General features: G+C 41.5%; 17 protein-coding genes and 1 pseudogene. 2 read left to right on the forward strand and 16 right to left on the reverse strand.

The window, feature by feature from the left end:
* Positions 1-32 precede the first annotated feature (32 nt).
* Positions 33-140, reverse strand: coding sequence for a DUF418 domain-containing protein (locus tag ADIS_RS23675; RefSeq protein ID WP_081634882.1), 108 nt, complete (start codon positions 138-140; stop codon positions 33-35).
* Positions 141-573: 433 nt separating this feature from the next.
* Here ADIS_RS23675 and ADIS_RS07065 point away from each other — a divergent pair, with 433 nt between their 5' ends.
* Together ADIS_RS07065 and ADIS_RS07070 are read left to right on the forward strand one after the other, a co-directional pair.
* On the forward strand, positions 574-1,377 hold the full coding sequence (locus ADIS_RS07065) for a HipA family kinase (RefSeq protein WP_010853707.1): 804 nt from the start codon (positions 574-576) through the stop codon (positions 1,375-1,377).
* Positions 1,355-1,738 (forward strand): DUF3037 domain-containing protein, encoded by a 384-nt coding sequence (locus ADIS_RS07070; protein ID WP_010853708.1) that lies wholly within the window; start codon positions 1,355-1,357, stop codon positions 1,736-1,738. Before ADIS_RS07065 ends, ADIS_RS07070 begins: the two co-directional genes overlap by 23 nt.
* 49 nt (positions 1,739-1,787) lie before the next feature.
* Here ADIS_RS07070 and map read toward each other — a convergent pair whose 3' ends face one another.
* The 15 genes and pseudogenes from map to ADIS_RS23680 all read right to left on the reverse strand — a co-directional run bounded on the left by map (position 1,788) and on the right by ADIS_RS23680 (position 13,408).
* On the reverse strand, positions 1,788-2,552 hold the full coding sequence (gene map / locus ADIS_RS07075) for a type I methionyl aminopeptidase (protein ID WP_010853709.1): 765 nt from the start codon (positions 2,550-2,552) through the stop codon (positions 1,788-1,790).
* Between the two features lie 225 nt (positions 2,553-2,777).
* Positions 2,778-3,731 (reverse strand): calcium/sodium antiporter, encoded by a 954-nt coding sequence (locus ADIS_RS07080; RefSeq protein WP_010853710.1) that lies wholly within the window; start codon positions 3,729-3,731, stop codon positions 2,778-2,780.
* Positions 3,732-3,826: 95 nt separating this feature from the next.
* Entirely contained in the window at positions 3,827-4,054 is a 228-nt protein-coding gene (locus ADIS_RS07085; RefSeq protein WP_035805032.1) for a DUF4172 domain-containing protein, read from the reverse strand.
* A 282-nt stretch (positions 4,055-4,336) separates the two neighbouring features.
* Complete coding sequence (locus ADIS_RS07090; RefSeq protein ID WP_051113282.1) at positions 4,337-6,181, reverse strand: AAA family ATPase; 1,845 nt, start codon at positions 6,179-6,181, stop codon at positions 4,337-4,339.
* Positions 6,182-6,762: 581 nt separating this feature from the next.
* On the reverse strand, positions 6,763-7,524 hold the full coding sequence (locus ADIS_RS07095) for a hypothetical protein (protein WP_010853714.1): 762 nt from the start codon (positions 7,522-7,524) through the stop codon (positions 6,763-6,765).
* Between the two features lie 659 nt (positions 7,525-8,183).
* Positions 8,184-8,336 (reverse strand): annotated as a pseudogene (locus tag ADIS_RS23410) (helix-turn-helix domain-containing protein); the annotation flags it as partial.
* A 408-nt stretch (positions 8,337-8,744) separates the two neighbouring features.
* The gene (locus ADIS_RS07100) at positions 8,745-8,948 is read right to left on the reverse strand and encodes a hypothetical protein (RefSeq protein ID WP_035805035.1); all 204 of its coding nucleotides are present in this window, start codon (positions 8,946-8,948) and stop codon (positions 8,745-8,747) included.
* Between the two features lie 459 nt (positions 8,949-9,407).
* Entirely contained in the window at positions 9,408-9,734 is a 327-nt protein-coding gene (locus ADIS_RS07110; protein WP_010853717.1) for a helix-turn-helix domain-containing protein, read from the reverse strand.
* Positions 9,716-10,081 carry a type II toxin-antitoxin system RelE/ParE family toxin gene (locus ADIS_RS07115; protein ID WP_010853718.1) on the reverse strand — a complete coding sequence of 122 codons (366 nt, stop codon included), beginning with the start codon at positions 10,079-10,081 and terminating at the stop codon, positions 9,716-9,718. Before ADIS_RS07115 ends, ADIS_RS07110 begins: the two co-directional genes overlap by 19 nt.
* A 699-nt stretch (positions 10,082-10,780) precedes the next feature.
* Positions 10,781-10,933: a hypothetical protein gene (locus tag ADIS_RS22920; RefSeq protein ID WP_010853720.1), complete on the reverse strand. Its 153-nt coding sequence runs from the start codon at positions 10,931-10,933 to the stop codon at positions 10,781-10,783.
* A 197-nt stretch (positions 10,934-11,130) separates the two neighbouring features.
* A complete protein-coding gene (locus ADIS_RS07120; RefSeq protein WP_010853721.1) occupies positions 11,131-11,436 on the reverse strand; it encodes a helix-turn-helix domain-containing protein in 306 nt (101 codons plus the stop codon).
* Positions 11,420-11,767, reverse strand: coding sequence for a type II toxin-antitoxin system RelE/ParE family toxin (locus tag ADIS_RS07125; protein WP_035805039.1), 348 nt, complete (start codon positions 11,765-11,767; stop codon positions 11,420-11,422). Before ADIS_RS07125 ends, ADIS_RS07120 begins: the two co-directional genes overlap by 17 nt.
* A gap of 702 nt (positions 11,768-12,469) precedes the next feature.
* A complete protein-coding gene (locus ADIS_RS07130) occupies positions 12,470-12,847 on the reverse strand; it encodes a type II toxin-antitoxin system death-on-curing family toxin (RefSeq protein ID WP_010853723.1) in 378 nt (125 codons plus the stop codon).
* Complete coding sequence (locus tag ADIS_RS07135; protein ID WP_010853724.1) at positions 12,844-13,023, reverse strand: hypothetical protein; 180 nt, start codon at positions 13,021-13,023, stop codon at positions 12,844-12,846. The genes ADIS_RS07130 and ADIS_RS07135 overlap by 4 nt, the downstream gene beginning before the upstream one ends.
* 256 nt (positions 13,024-13,279) lie before the next feature.
* Positions 13,280-13,408 (reverse strand): transposase domain-containing protein, encoded by a 129-nt coding sequence (locus ADIS_RS23680; protein WP_394330309.1) that lies wholly within the window; start codon positions 13,406-13,408, stop codon positions 13,280-13,282.
* Positions 13,409-13,420: the final 12 nt, after the last annotated feature.

The raw sequence follows: 13,420 nt of genomic DNA on the forward strand, positions 1-13,420 counted from the left end.
CCAATACTCTTTCAAGAGGTCTTGGTAAATCTCTATTCATATATATTTTTCAGTTTTAAAGGCTGTTTCCTCCAATATGTCAAAGACCGCCAAACCCGTTCCAATGGGCCGAATTTAAACTTACTAAGCCATACACCCATTGTTCCCAGTTCATACGTATAATCTCAGCGTAATAACCATTACTGTACGCATGGTAAGCTCTTTCGAACAAGTCTTTTGTAGTCATTAATTGCTTATGATTTCCTTGATTAAAAGGTGCTAATGCCTCCTGATTTGATTCCAACAACACAGGCATAAAGCTCAGTAAACCTACGACAACGATTGGAATAAGCATAGATGTACGATTCTGCTTCCTTTCCAAAATCACAAACCTGGGGCTATCCTAACTTCCTAAACGCAACCCCATATATCGCCGGAGGCATATATCAATTTATTTCGCGCAGCATATATCCCTTCAATATCACGCCGAAGACATATATCCACGTATATCGCGAAGCATATATCCCTTCAATAATCACAGACGGTATATTAAATCTACCATTTCCCTTACCTTTGCACTCAGATCCAAGGAAAATGACCGATCAAACGATATTGCATCCCCTACGCACGGTTCAGGTTATGCGCTATATCATGCCCCTGCGGGAAGGAGGTTCGCTACCAGCACTGGCAGATGCGGACGATGGGTTTTGCTATGTGCTCAAGTTCAAAGGGGCAGGACAACGGGAAAAGGCGCTGATTGCCGAACTGCTCGGTGGAGAGATTGCGCGTCTGCTGGGATTTAAGGTACCCGAACTGGTTTTTGCCACCCTGGATGAAGCCTTTGGCAGGTCGGAAGGGGATGAGGAGATCCAGGATTTGCTCAAAGGCAGTCAAGGGCTGAACCTGGGCCTACATTTCCTTTCCAAAGCGCTGACCTTCGATCCGGGTGCAAGTCAGGTAGATCCAATGCTGGCGTCGAAGATCGTCTGGTTGGACGCCTTTATCACCAACGTGGACAGAACCTACCGGAATACGAACATGCTGCTCTGGAACCGGGAGCTTTGGCTGATTGACCACGGGGCTTCATTTTTGTTTCATCACACCTGGGACAATTGGGAAAAACAGGCGCAAAGTCCCTTCCCCCTGATCAAAGACCATGTGTTGCTTCCACAGGCACACTACCTGGGCGATGCTGACCGGGAACTCAAACAATTGCTCAGCGAGGAGAAAATAGATCAGCTAGTGGGTCTCATCCCCGATGAGTGGATATTGGCTTCCAGGGATGTGGAAACTCCTGCGGAAGCAAAATCGGTATATTCAGCGTTTTTGAAGAGCCGCTTAAACCATTCGGAAGTATTTGTAAACGGAGCAGAAGATGCAAGGAAAGCACTTATATGAATACGCCGTGCTCCGCGTGGTACCAAGGGTAGAGCGGGAAGAATTTGTCAATGTGGGTGTATTGATCCTTTGTAAAAAGGAGGAAATGCTTACCTGTAGGATCAGCGGAGACTTATCAAAAATCCTGGTCTTAGACCCGCAAGCAGACCTAGAGGTTATAGATACCTACCTAAAATCTGTATTCCGGATTTGCGGCGGCGAAGCGGCAGGCAGCCCCATTTCCAGGCACGATGCCGCTTCCCGTTTCCGATGGTTGACCGCACAGCGAAGCTCCATGATACAGACCTCCAGACCACATGCAGGCTTCACCGATGACCTGGAAAAGGAGTTGAAGCGCCTGTACGAGGTTTTGGTAGCATGATCAGGTAACAAGCCAACCGGCTAAGCGTCCTCTTCCAACAGGTGTTGTATTAATCCCAAATTTCATTCTTCTCGGTCAATATGATTGGATTATGGTCGGTCACCAGGATGGTATGTTCGTGTTGCGCCATAAAACCTCCTCTGTTACCAACCATTGTCCAGCCGTCATTCAATGTCACGGCGTAGTCGGAATGGGTAGCTATAAAGGTCTCAATTGCCACCACCGAATTCTTTTTGAAACGGGTCAGGTTAAACCTGTCTTTGAAATTTGGGATTTCCGATGGCTCTTCGTGCAAACCTCTTCCGATTCCGTGTCCTGTCAGATTCTTGATTACTTTGTATCCGCGTCGTTTTGCCTCCGTTTCAATCATGTATCCGATGTCGGAGACCCTTACACCTCCTTTGATGTTTAAAACGGCCTTTTTCAATATCTCCTTTGACGCATCGACAAGTTTCTGATGTCCGAATTTGTCGTCCCCTAGCACAAACGAGGCACCATTGTCCGACCAAAAACCGTCCAGTTCTGCTGAAACGTCAATATTTATAAGGTCGCCCTCTTTCAACAGGCTGTTTGCGGAAGGGATACCGTGACAAAACTCGTTTCCTACACTGATGCAGGTACAGCCCGGAAACCCATAGGTCTTGGCAGGTGCAGAATTGGCTCCGAGATCCTTCAAGATTCCTGCCCCGTAGTTGTCAAGTTGCTTGGTTGAAAGGCCTGGCTTTGCGTAGTTCTTCATTTCTCTTAAGGTGTAGGCAACTACGTCGCTTACCTTTTTCATTCCAACCAATTCTGATTCAGTTGTTATTGACATAATGCTTTTGTTTTAGTCGTTTTATAAACCTATCCATGCTTGGCAGCGGGTAATTTTCAAAGACGTTTGTAATTCACGTATTATCAGGTTTGGAATGTCTCCAAGACTCACGTTATTAATCTCTATTTTCTTTTGGTCTACCTTATTCGGACTGTACCTTAAACTCCAAGGGCAAACTCAGGAATCTACTCTCTACCTTTCGACTTTTACTGCCTAATACATTTTTCACTTACTGTATATGGAATAAACGATGTAAGCGATATAGATCATGATCATTACTGCTCCTTGCCACCTGTCCAACGAATGCCTTTTACCAACGAACAAAAAGACGAATAATATCAAGCCGGCAAAAATCGACATTAGAATATCCGCCTGAAGGCCCGCATTAAAAGGCAGGGGATGTATGATCGCACTGAAACCCAATATACCGAAAATGTTGAAAATATTTGACCCGACAACGTTACCTATAGCGATATCAGGCTGCCTTTTATAGGCCGCAATGGCCGACGTAGCCAACTCCGGCAGGGACGTGCCCACAGCTACCACGGTGAGACCTACCAAGGATTGGCTTAAATTGAACGCTTCCGCAATTTTCACTGCGCCATCAACAATCCATTTTCCACCGACGATCAACGAAACTACCCCCCCGATTATCAACAGGGTCGATTTTAAGTTGCTGAACTGCTTTATTTCCTCATCAGCCCCACCCGTCACCTGGGAAATACCGAAGGTATAATAGAGGAATATGACAAAAAACGCCAGTAGTACCATGCCATCTATCCTTGTTAACGAAGAGTGGGGGGCGCCATCAATGAGGGCATCATTGGCCAAAAGCCCCAATACGGTGGCTGCCAGCAGGCTGAGCGGAATTTCCTTCCAGACAGTATTTTGCTTGGTGGCCAATGGATAGATGACAGCAGATACCCCTAGAATTAACAGGACGTTGGCTATATTACTTCCCAGGATATTGCCAATTGCAATCTCCGTGTTTCCGGTGGCACTGGCAAAGACGTTAACGATAAATTCCGGCATGGAAGTGCCAAATGCCACGATGGTCAATCCAATGACAATTGGAGAGATATTGAATGACTTTGCAATAGAGGATGCTCCGTCGACGAGTAAATCGGCACCTTTGATCAACAGGATGAAACCCCAAATAAGTAGGATATAAACCAGCATGGTTGGTCATGATTTTTCTTTCGGAAGAAAAGCAAAAGTAGCCAAACTTTACATCAAATCTATCCAGTGTTATTTTTAGTATAACCGCCTTCTAATCAACTACCCATTGGCATCCCTATCAACTTGTAAGTTGTGCCCCTTCCCCCTGCGGCTTCTTTTTGGGTTGCATCCAAGATAACATCAACGATCCCTTCTACATGCCTGTCTGCTTCAACTGCTCCGGCAATATCCATTCCCAATCTACGTGTGAGGGAGGAACGGACGTGGTCAGGATTAGGAATTTCTCCCTCAATCCCGGAAGGATTTAACACATCCAACGTCAACGTATCAAACCATCAAAAATAAACCGGAAATCCGGCAACAATAACACCCGGAAAGTCCCCGAAAAACAGGATATCCCCAAAAGGACCCGGGACCAACGGACAAACAGCACCTTTTTCCCCCTACAGAAATCACCCCAACTTTTCAATCCCCATAGACACCTTCCCACAAAAAACCCGCGACGCTTCTGTCAACTAGACCACTGAGCTTGTCGAAGTGCAGGCTAAGCCCGAAATTCCGCTGCGCTCCACTTCAGTTTAGCCCTTGTATGTTAGCAGTAGCTTTTATTCCATTTCTTGTACATTTTTTAAGACATCTAAAATATCGAGAGATAAAATGCAAGGTAAATCGTCTACAACCTTGTTTAATATTTCAACTTTTAACGCTTCTTCTTTCCCCTTTTTTATAGCATTGAGTTGGGGAAAGGCCTTTAAGATTTGTTCTTCTAAGGTGTGTCCTTGATGATGTAAATACCATTTAGGAACATTCACTTCAATGCTGTTCAAGAGTTTGACCACAATTAGAGTTTCGTCTGTGGGGTTTACTACTGCAGAAACTTTATTGATTACATAGTCAGCAACAACCTGCAAGCGTTCTTTGCTGAAATTTTTCAAATCAATAAATGTTTCACCTTGATTCAAACCCAAATCTTCTTTAGTTACAATCTTTTCCCTTAATAGTAACGCTCCAATTAACAAAGGATCTAAAATGTAACTTTCAATACTGTATCTTTTAGAGTTACCGAGCACTAAGACTCCATCCGAGTTTGTGTTTGAACTGTCCCAATCTATTATGCCAGACACAAATTTATTACCTGCTTTTCTAAGTGTTTCAGTTATATTTATTACTTGACCACAGTTTGATACTTTTGTTCCATTTTTATCTGTCTTACTTTCTCCTGAAGAAATGAAACTCAATGAAATTTCAGGAACAAGGTAGCTCGATAATTGATGATACATTTTTTCATAATAAATAACATCGCAAGGGCTTTCAACAAACACTTGACGTCTGTTTTCGTAGTTGACACTAAAAGAGGGCACTCCTGAAGTTAAAATTTTCAATGCTTTATCTTTTTTAACTTTTTCAATTCTAATCCCGCTTTTGTTTACAACAAAAATCGACTCTTCTGGTGCCAAAGCAACTGTTGATGCTGAATGAGTAGTGATTATTACTTTTACCTTCTTTTCGTTAACAAAAACCTGCTGAATAACATCAAGAAATTTCTTTGACATTGAAGGATGTAAAGAAGCATCGGGTTCGTCCATCAATAGAATTTTCGGGAATTCCATATCAAAATTTGAATTATAAAGAGCTAAAGCCAAAGACATAAGAACTTTCTCACCAGATGATAAATCTCCAAATTGTATTTCAACTCCGTTATAATTATTTACCAGTTTTAATTCAAAAGGTGCATCTCTGTGGCTGTTTTCAGGAGAATTTATATGATAGTCCAGGTTTGCTTCTTTTATTATTTTGTTGACAAAATCCCAAGGCGCTTCACCATAGGTACTTTCAAATTGTTCTTTAGTTAAATATGTAATTTCTGTATGTTTTTTAACTTCACTTCGATACTGTCTATACTCATTTTCATCAAACTTGTCTTGGTATCGTTTGAAAAGACTTGAAAAGTTTTGATAAAACACATCTGTTTGTTGAAGACCATCTTCTAATGGATAATGATTAAAAAAATCATCAGATGTTAGCTCTTCTCTAACTTTTTTGGCATTTTTTGCAATTTTATCAATTACCCTTATTTGAGGGGCGTTTTGGCCAAACACATCGTTTTCAAGTGTAAAATGAGGGTTCCTTATTCTGTTTTGTAAATAACTATTAAACTGTTGCCACAAATCTTGTGTATTTGCATTAAGCTGTTCTCTTGTTACTACAGTACTCTCATTCGGGGAAAGTGTTTGTGAGGTAACATATTTTTTAGGGTTTAGTTCTGCACCATTATCATCGTATATTTTTAATAAATTCTGGGTAATGGCAGTTAGCAATTGTGTTTTACCCGCACCATTAATACCTGTCAAAACAACAAAGTCTGGGAGGTCGATTGAAAATGGGTCTAATGATTTGAATTTTTGTACTAATGTTAATTTCATAGATGTGTCTTCTAAAATTACTGCCATAATCGGGTCAAGCGGGGGAATTTACTCACTGTATTTATTATTTAAAAGCGGCGTTCGTCATTTCCAATTCACCCCTACCTTTCCACAGAACTCCCGTAAAAACGGGACAGGCAGTAGGTGAGACGCTCACCACGACACATCGGTGGCTCCTCCTACCAACAACGTAACTTGCCTTATCGAGGCTACGTCACTGGTTCCTACTGACTATCGTCAGCACCTTCGGCTTTCATTCAGCTCCATCAGTACTCACCTACAGGGATCAAAGTCCCCGTTTTTCCTTACCGCTCACTACATATTGGTTTCCCTAATATGCAGCGTAAGGTAGTTTGATGGCTGTTCCCTGACTTTGCCAGTCAGGGCAAGCCCGCAGGATGCCATCGGAAGGCCTGTCTGCTACCTGCCCAGCGGTACTCCATCCATTTCAAAGCATGCAGCCCCTAGGGGCTGATTCAAGTCACACACAGTCGTCAGCTAAGAAACACAGGGCTTTTCGGAGCAATTATATGTCAGCAATAGCTTAGGATAGCTCGGGAAGCAAAATTTTCGGATAACATTGGCCGCCCCTGTTCTCTTAGGTGCTGTTAGCCACATGCTATTTTTTTCATTATATCATTATATATCAAACTACTTAAATACACTTCAACAATCACTAAGAGCTTATTCTCCCACTTAATAAATTCTTCTTCTGTTAAATTTTCTATAAAACCGTACGCTATTAACGAGGGGCTTGGTCTAATTCCATACTTGGTGATACCTGCAAGATAGGCTAAAATATCTTCATTATCTTTTTTAGATTTTGCCAAGGCATAATAAAACAGCCCATGTTTGTTCGGCTGAGGAAATTTATCTCGGATCTTTTGCCGCTTAAATTCTTCCTTTCTTAACCTTCTTTCTTCTTTTCTACTGGTGGGTGGAACTTCAATAATATCTTCAAAATATTCATTTAATTCAATTTCTTCACTTTTATCTGTACTTGGTTTCTTTTCCTCAATGTAATCCTCAAATGGAAATCTTTCTTCGTATGTTTCATTTTTATAAAGCATAATATCCTTCCTTAAACCTGAGGATTCCAGTTGCTGAAGAGTTATTGAACTTAGGTTATTATCAAAAATCCAATTAAAATTCTGGTCATGGATATCCAATAGGTAACGCTTCATTTTCTTGGATAATGATTTTTCGTCCGGATAATTTAAATTTAAAAACTTTTCAAATGACTCTTCAAGCATAGAATATGTTTGTGCCTTTTTTGAACCAAGCGTTTCATCAAAAATCTCTCTGTCGATTTTTTGACCAAATGGCAGCTGTGAAAAAAATAAAATCAATATGGCAAGGTAAAACTTCATAATTGTGCCTAACGTATTGCATATTTATGAATTGGCGGACTCTTAAGCACTTACTTTCAATTTAGTAGTTACCTTTCTTTGATGCACAAAGCTTACTTTTAGCATAAAACCCGCCATTTCATAAATATGTTGTGTGCGCCCAGCATGGGCATCTGGTATCGAAGATACCAAATTATTCCAGAGGGTGAAAGTCTCCGCCGGCTGGCTGACTAGTTCGTGAAGCCTGTTAGCCCCGCTAAGGAGTGATTTCCAGTTCGTTCCAACAAACCCCTTACCGTTTTGGTCACAGCGTACCACCGTCTTTCCCTGTCTACACGTCACGACATTTACATGGCAGTTCACCTATGTTGACCATACCCATGACTCCCCCGCACCTGAGGTTGGTGCGCAACAGGTATTCTTCGCAGAATATTGCCAGGACAGCTTCACACGATCCCGTTAGCAGAAATGAACGTATACATGAGGCTACCTGTGATGGAACACAAGGTTTAATCGTTCATGGAACGTCAAACAGGTATCAAAGCGACTTCTTGTCGCACTCCGGCGGTCCCGAGGGTCGGGATAAGTAGTGAGGGCCCCAACCTGAGCTATTTAGCTCAGGTCGGGCTCGATTATGCATTGGACATTCTTTTTTAGTAAGTTGATAATTTGTCGTTCAGCTAAACATTAAATTTTACACTTGCTCCCAAAACTTCAAATACCTTAAATATTGTTGAAAATCTGGCATCTGTGGTGCTGTTTTCAATTTTTGAAATTTGAGCCTTTCTTACTCCTACTAATTCTCCGAGCTGCTCTTGAGTTAAATTCCGCTCATCCTATGCAATCTGTAATTTATAAAAAGCGTCCAATATTCCTGGTTATGGTAACCCTATTTTTGTGCGTGGCTTCATTTTCGATCTACCTGTAACTGGAAAACAACAATGCGCCAAAAATGGCAACAATAATACACCTCCAGCTATTCCGCTCCTTTTTTGAATAGAACAGCTCGCGTAACAAATGAAACTGTCCCAACTGCCAATAACAAAACCCACATTTCGGTAGGAATTCTAATCGCTTTGAAAAAAACGGATATAGTAAACCCTATACATAATACAAAACAAACTGACAAAACCAGTTCATTTAGCTTCCTCAAACGTGTCATAGAACAACTTTTTTAATTGCGAATTAATAATAACTAGGGTCAGAGGCAGATTTATAACCCCTGAACGAACAAGAATACTCTATGAGCACTCGGAATAAACAAAACCCGAGGCTGTCGATAACAAACCGGCAGCGGTCATCCAAGTCTTCGGACTTGCCCAAATAGCAGGGGCAAAAATTGCAGTCCCCACGATTGAACCAACGACTAAAACACTAGCTCCTACCGCAATTGAACAACTTCCGCCATGAATTGCTTGCATTTCATCTACAGATAACTCTTTCATAATAAGATAGTTTAAGTTGAAATAATTTAACAACAAAAAAAGCAACTTTCACTGAAAAAAAATTTCAGTGAGTATTTTTTTTCCCAGTAAACTAAAAACCATATTTCCCATTACAAAAACACTCCCCGATCGAACTTAAAGCAGAAACCCTGGAGCGCGAGGTGGAGATCATAGATCCTTCCCAGGATCTGGAAGGCTACAAGATCCATCGGACAGGAGGAGAAGGAGATATTGGTAATAGTGCCCGCCAGTTTCAAGGTCCGCAGGATCATCCGAAGGAAGTGGGCCCTTGCCGACCCTTCCAAAACAGACAAAAAGGGCGTGCTGATCGCCCCGATGCCGTCCAGGACCGTCGCCCGCGGGCTTTTTGGCTGACATGTTGGTGAAGCCTGTTAGAACCTCAATCTGTGCTAGTTAGCTCAGGTAATGCTACTCAATTGGGTGTTCGGCCTTCTTTTTTCAGGCTAGTTTTATAAAGTTGTCTTCCATTTTTACATGAAAGTTTATTTCTGCTTTCAATGCCTTAAAAACTTTCAGTATGGTGTCAACAGTAGCACTATTAGCACTACTTTCCAATTTGGAAATTTGGGATTTTTGAACTCCAACGAGCTTTCCTAACTGCTCCTGAGTCAAATTTCTTTCTTTTCGGGCTGTTTTTATCATCTTGCCCAATACTTCCATTTTTAGTTCGTACTCGTAAGCATCCCTTTCCGTTGTACCTTCCTTGCCGATGTATTTATCTTTCATCTCGGCTAATGTTGTCTTTCTCAATTCTTTGGTAGCCATATCATTTTTTGTTTTTTTTTGCTCTCAAAATAGTCCGCCCTAATAGCAACAGCCAGATCTATTTCTTTTTTAGGCATTTTGTCGGTTTTCTTTACAAAACCGTGGGTGGCCAAAACCAATATTTCTTTACTGTCTTCCTTGTCCCAAAATGCAAGTAGACGGATTTGCAGCCCCAAATACTTTGTCCGGAACTCCCAAATTTCTCGCTCTAACTTCTTAAAAAGTTTAGGATCTTTGGTCTGTTCGGCTATGTCAATATCGTAGAGCACTTTTTTTACTGTTTTTATATCGAGTGCCGCTACAAAATCTTCCGCTTTTTCAAGGAAGATAGTTTCAAAGTATCTCATTAACTGTCCGCTTGTTGCAACGCTTTAAAAATAAAAAAGGTTTCTAAATATAGCAACTTTCTAAGATTTGAAAAAACGGTGTTATATGTTTTTTTTTTGGCTGACTCCCAATCGGATCAGGCAGGAGAATTTACTCACTTAATCTATTATTTCTAAGCAGCGTTCGTGATTTCCAGTTCACCCCTACCTTCCCACAGAACTCCCGTAAAAACGGGACAGGCTGTATGTGAGACGCTCACCCCGACACATCGGTGGCTCTTCATACCAACAACCACTTAAAGGTAATGCACTAAATGGATCATTTAGCGGTGGTCTTGCTTCTTTTCCATAAATCATCCCCTGAATAATCAAGGTTGTAAATGAAGGCGAAATAGGATATGCTCCCTCCCCGCACACCTCGCTCAAATGTCCTCCCGGACATTTGCCGTGCTCCACTCCCATTTACTCATAAGGTAACTGATTTTATCGGCATTCGTGAATGCTATCGCATTTCAGAAGCTTCATCACCACTACCAATGAGTCTGCCCCCTACATCTCTCCCACAACTTGTCCCGATTTTTCCATCGGGATTCCCTGAAAGTCTGCTTCCTCTTTCGATTTTACAGAGCGATGTAGAGTTCACTTGTTCCCCTGACTGTGTCAGGACACGCTTGCTTGAAATGGCCTACAGGGATCAAAGTCCCCGTTTTTCCTTACCTCTCACCACATATTGGTTTCCCAGATATGCAGCGTAAGGTGGTTTGATGGCTGCTCCCTGACTACATCAGGGCAAGCCGCTGACTGTGTCAGGGCAAGCCCGCAAGCCGCCATCGGAGAGCCTGCCCACTGGTTGTCCAGCAGTCCTCCATCCATTTCAAAGCATTAAGCCCCTAGGGGCTGATTCAAGTCACACACGGTCCGCAGCTAAGAACCTTGGGGCATTTCGAAGCAATAAGCTATCTCCCTTAGACAATAGCAGTTCGAGGAATAAACTTTCCTGTTACCACCGGCCGCCCCATGTTTTCTTAGGTGCTGTTATATGCGGTTCTTCCTTTCACGGGAATTGGATATCAAAGTTTTATGTTCAACTCCAACCTACCCCCAAATCCAAGTTCAACAATTTTTTGTAATGTTGAAATACGTGCTTCTTTTATGTTGTTCTCTATTTTTGAAATATAGGACTTTGTCGTTCCAACTTTTTCTGCAAGTTCTTCCTGAGTCATTCCTAATTCAATTCGTGTATCATGAATTAATGCCCCAATTTTGAAGGCTTCATAACCTGCCTCGAGTTCCTCTCGCTCTTTAGTGCCACGTTTTCCGTAATTTTTTTCTTTGAACTCCTCAAGGGTCATTAAATTATTACTTCTCGCTTTCATATTCTGCTTTTATTTTAAGTGCCATTTCTATCTCTTTCTTCGGAGTTTTTTGAGATTTCTTTTGAAATCCGTTGGCCAATACAATTAATTGACCTTCGTCAAAAAAACAGAAAATTCTAAAAATGTTACTTCCTAGTTGAACTCTAATCTCATAAAGTCCATCAGTGTTCTCAAGGTGTTTGAGATAAGTTTCAGGAACTCTTTGTAAGTCTTCAATCAATTCAAAAGTCCAAACTATCTTGGCTTTAACCTTTTTGTTTTGTTTTGAAAAGAAGTCTTGAAAGTAGTCCTTGTAAAATGTAATCTTTCTATGCTTCTGACTTTTATCCACAAAACAAAGTTAAAAAAGTTTCCCTAAAGTGAAACATGCCGTCTTAAAATTATTACTTCTGTCTCCTTGTAAGGTTTCTAATAATCGCATATAATCGGATCAGGCGGGGGAATTTACTCACTGTATTTATTATTTATCGGCGGCGTTCGTGATTTCCAGTTCACCCCTACCTTCCCACAGAACTCCCGTAAAAACGGGACAGGCTGTATGTGAGACGCTCACCCCGACACATCGGTGGCTCTTCATACCAACAACCACTTAAAGGTAATGCACTAAATGGATCATTTAGCGGTGGTCTTGCTTCTTTTCCATAAATCATCCCTTGAATAATCAAAGTTGTAAATGAAGGCGAAATAGGATATGCTCCCTCCCCGCACACCTCGCTCAAATGTCCTCCCGGACATTTGCCGTGCTCCACTCCCATTTACTCATAAGGTAGCTAATTTTATCCGTATTCGTGAATGCCATCGAATTTCAGAAGCTTCATCACTACTACGAATGAGTCTGCCACACTTTGTCATAGGTATACACGTAACTACCAATTTTTCAAGCCGTAACTTGCTTTACGTAAAAATATTTGCAAAGGGCGGGATTAAATAGCACTTCCCTCGCCCTAAGCACAATGTTTATAGAAAGCACAAAAGCCTAAATTACGCACATCAGCCCGCCTTATCGCAAACATAATATTCCAGGCTGGCATTTTTATCTATCCATAGTTCGTTGTTTTATCCAAGTTACAATTTCTTGAAAGTCAAGTTTTCCCGATGCGACTGCGATTACAAGGTCGTACTTTTCGTCTTGTGTTGCTTGTATGTCTTTGCCAAAGTTCATCAAAACTAAACGCATAAAAACGTAACCTGTTCTCTTGTTGCCGTCTATAAAAGGATGGTTCTTAACTATGCTTTCCAAAATTGCACCTGCTTTTTCTTCGGGATTAGGATAAAACTCTTTTTCACCAAAACCGCTAAAAGGTCGTTCAAGTGCCGATTTTAGTCCGTTTTCATCTCTTACGCCTTGCGAACCGCCAAACTCTCGTATCAAAACTTGATGAATTTCAAGAATTTCTTGATAGTCTATCATTTCGCCAATTTCTCAAGAAGTTTTCGGTCTTCCGTCAAAATTGTATTCAAGTTGAGTGAAAGACGCATTTTCTCCGGCGTCGTCTTTTCCACTTGGCGGAGATATTGCAGAAGTTCACCCAAAACTTCGTTGGGCAACTTGTTCACAATTTGTACTATTTCTTGTTTGAGTTCCATAAAATAAGTTGTTTTACCATCCTTTGGCAATTTTTGTTAATACTTCAGAACGTTCAGCATTAGAAAACGTATTTCTATTGATGCTTTCTTTTGTCGTTAACAGAAAATCGTTCCAAGGAAGTTCACTTGTGAACCTGCTTGATTAAATTTCCATGTATCTGTGTTGTAGCGATTTCTAATTGAGAAATCTGTTTCGTTCCACGTCGCAGCACCCTATTCAATTGAGTGTAAGCAGTCGGTTATCCCCCTTGTTGGTTTAGGCAGATGTTGAGGTATTTTTTTTCCATCTGTGCGGGAGCAGGTCTGAGAACCTGCCCCCGTATTGGGGATCATTGATTTTCCTGAGCACATCAAGGAGCCATTCATATGGGTTGACCTGGTGCAGTTTGCAGGTGGC

Origin of the sequence: Lunatimonas lonarensis (assembly GCF_000390185.1) — a bacterium.
Lineage (GTDB): Bacteria > Bacteroidota > Bacteroidia > Cytophagales > Cyclobacteriaceae > Lunatimonas > Lunatimonas lonarensis.

Bases quoted from the DNA above. Each gene is read 5' to 3' on its own strand.
- ADIS_RS07065 (WP_010853707.1), top strand. From the start codon at position 574: ATGACCGATCAAACGATATTGCATCCCCTACGCACGGTTCAGGTTATG.
- ADIS_RS07080 (WP_010853710.1), bottom strand. From the start codon at position 3,731: ATGCTGGTTTATATCCTACTTATTTGGGGTTTCATCCTGTTGATCAAA.
- ADIS_RS07110 (WP_010853717.1), bottom strand. From the start codon at position 9,734: ATGGCTACCAAAGAATTGAGAAAGACAACATTAGCCGAGATGAAAGAT.
- ADIS_RS07090 (WP_051113282.1), bottom strand. From the start codon at position 6,181: ATGGCAGTAATTTTAGAAGACACATCTATGAAATTAACATTAGTACAA.
- ADIS_RS07115 (WP_010853718.1), bottom strand. From the start codon at position 10,081: ATGAGATACTTTGAAACTATCTTCCTTGAAAAAGCGGAAGATTTTGTA.
- ADIS_RS07135 (WP_010853724.1), bottom strand. From the start codon at position 13,023: ATGGAACTCAAACAAGAAATAGTACAAATTGTGAACAAGTTGCCCAAC.
- ADIS_RS07100 (WP_035805035.1), bottom strand. From the start codon at position 8,948: ATGAAAGAGTTATCTGTAGATGAAATGCAAGCAATTCATGGCGGAAGT.
- map (WP_010853709.1), bottom strand. From the start codon at position 2,552: ATGTCAATAACAACTGAATCAGAATTGGTTGGAATGAAAAAGGTAAGC.
- ADIS_RS23675 (WP_081634882.1), bottom strand. From the start codon at position 140: ATGGGTGTATGGCTTAGTAAGTTTAAATTCGGCCCATTGGAACGGGTT.
- ADIS_RS07070 (WP_010853708.1), top strand. From the start codon at position 1,355: ATGCAAGGAAAGCACTTATATGAATACGCCGTGCTCCGCGTGGTACCA.
- ADIS_RS07095 (WP_010853714.1), bottom strand. From the start codon at position 7,524: ATGAAGTTTTACCTTGCCATATTGATTTTATTTTTTTCACAGCTGCCA.
- ADIS_RS07120 (WP_010853721.1), bottom strand. From the start codon at position 11,436: ATGAAAGCGAGAAGTAATAATTTAATGACCCTTGAGGAGTTCAAAGAA.
- ADIS_RS07130 (WP_010853723.1), bottom strand. From the start codon at position 12,847: ATGATAGACTATCAAGAAATTCTTGAAATTCATCAAGTTTTGATACGA.
- ADIS_RS22920 (WP_010853720.1), bottom strand. From the start codon at position 10,933: ATGGATGGAGGACTGCTGGACAACCAGTGGGCAGGCTCTCCGATGGCG.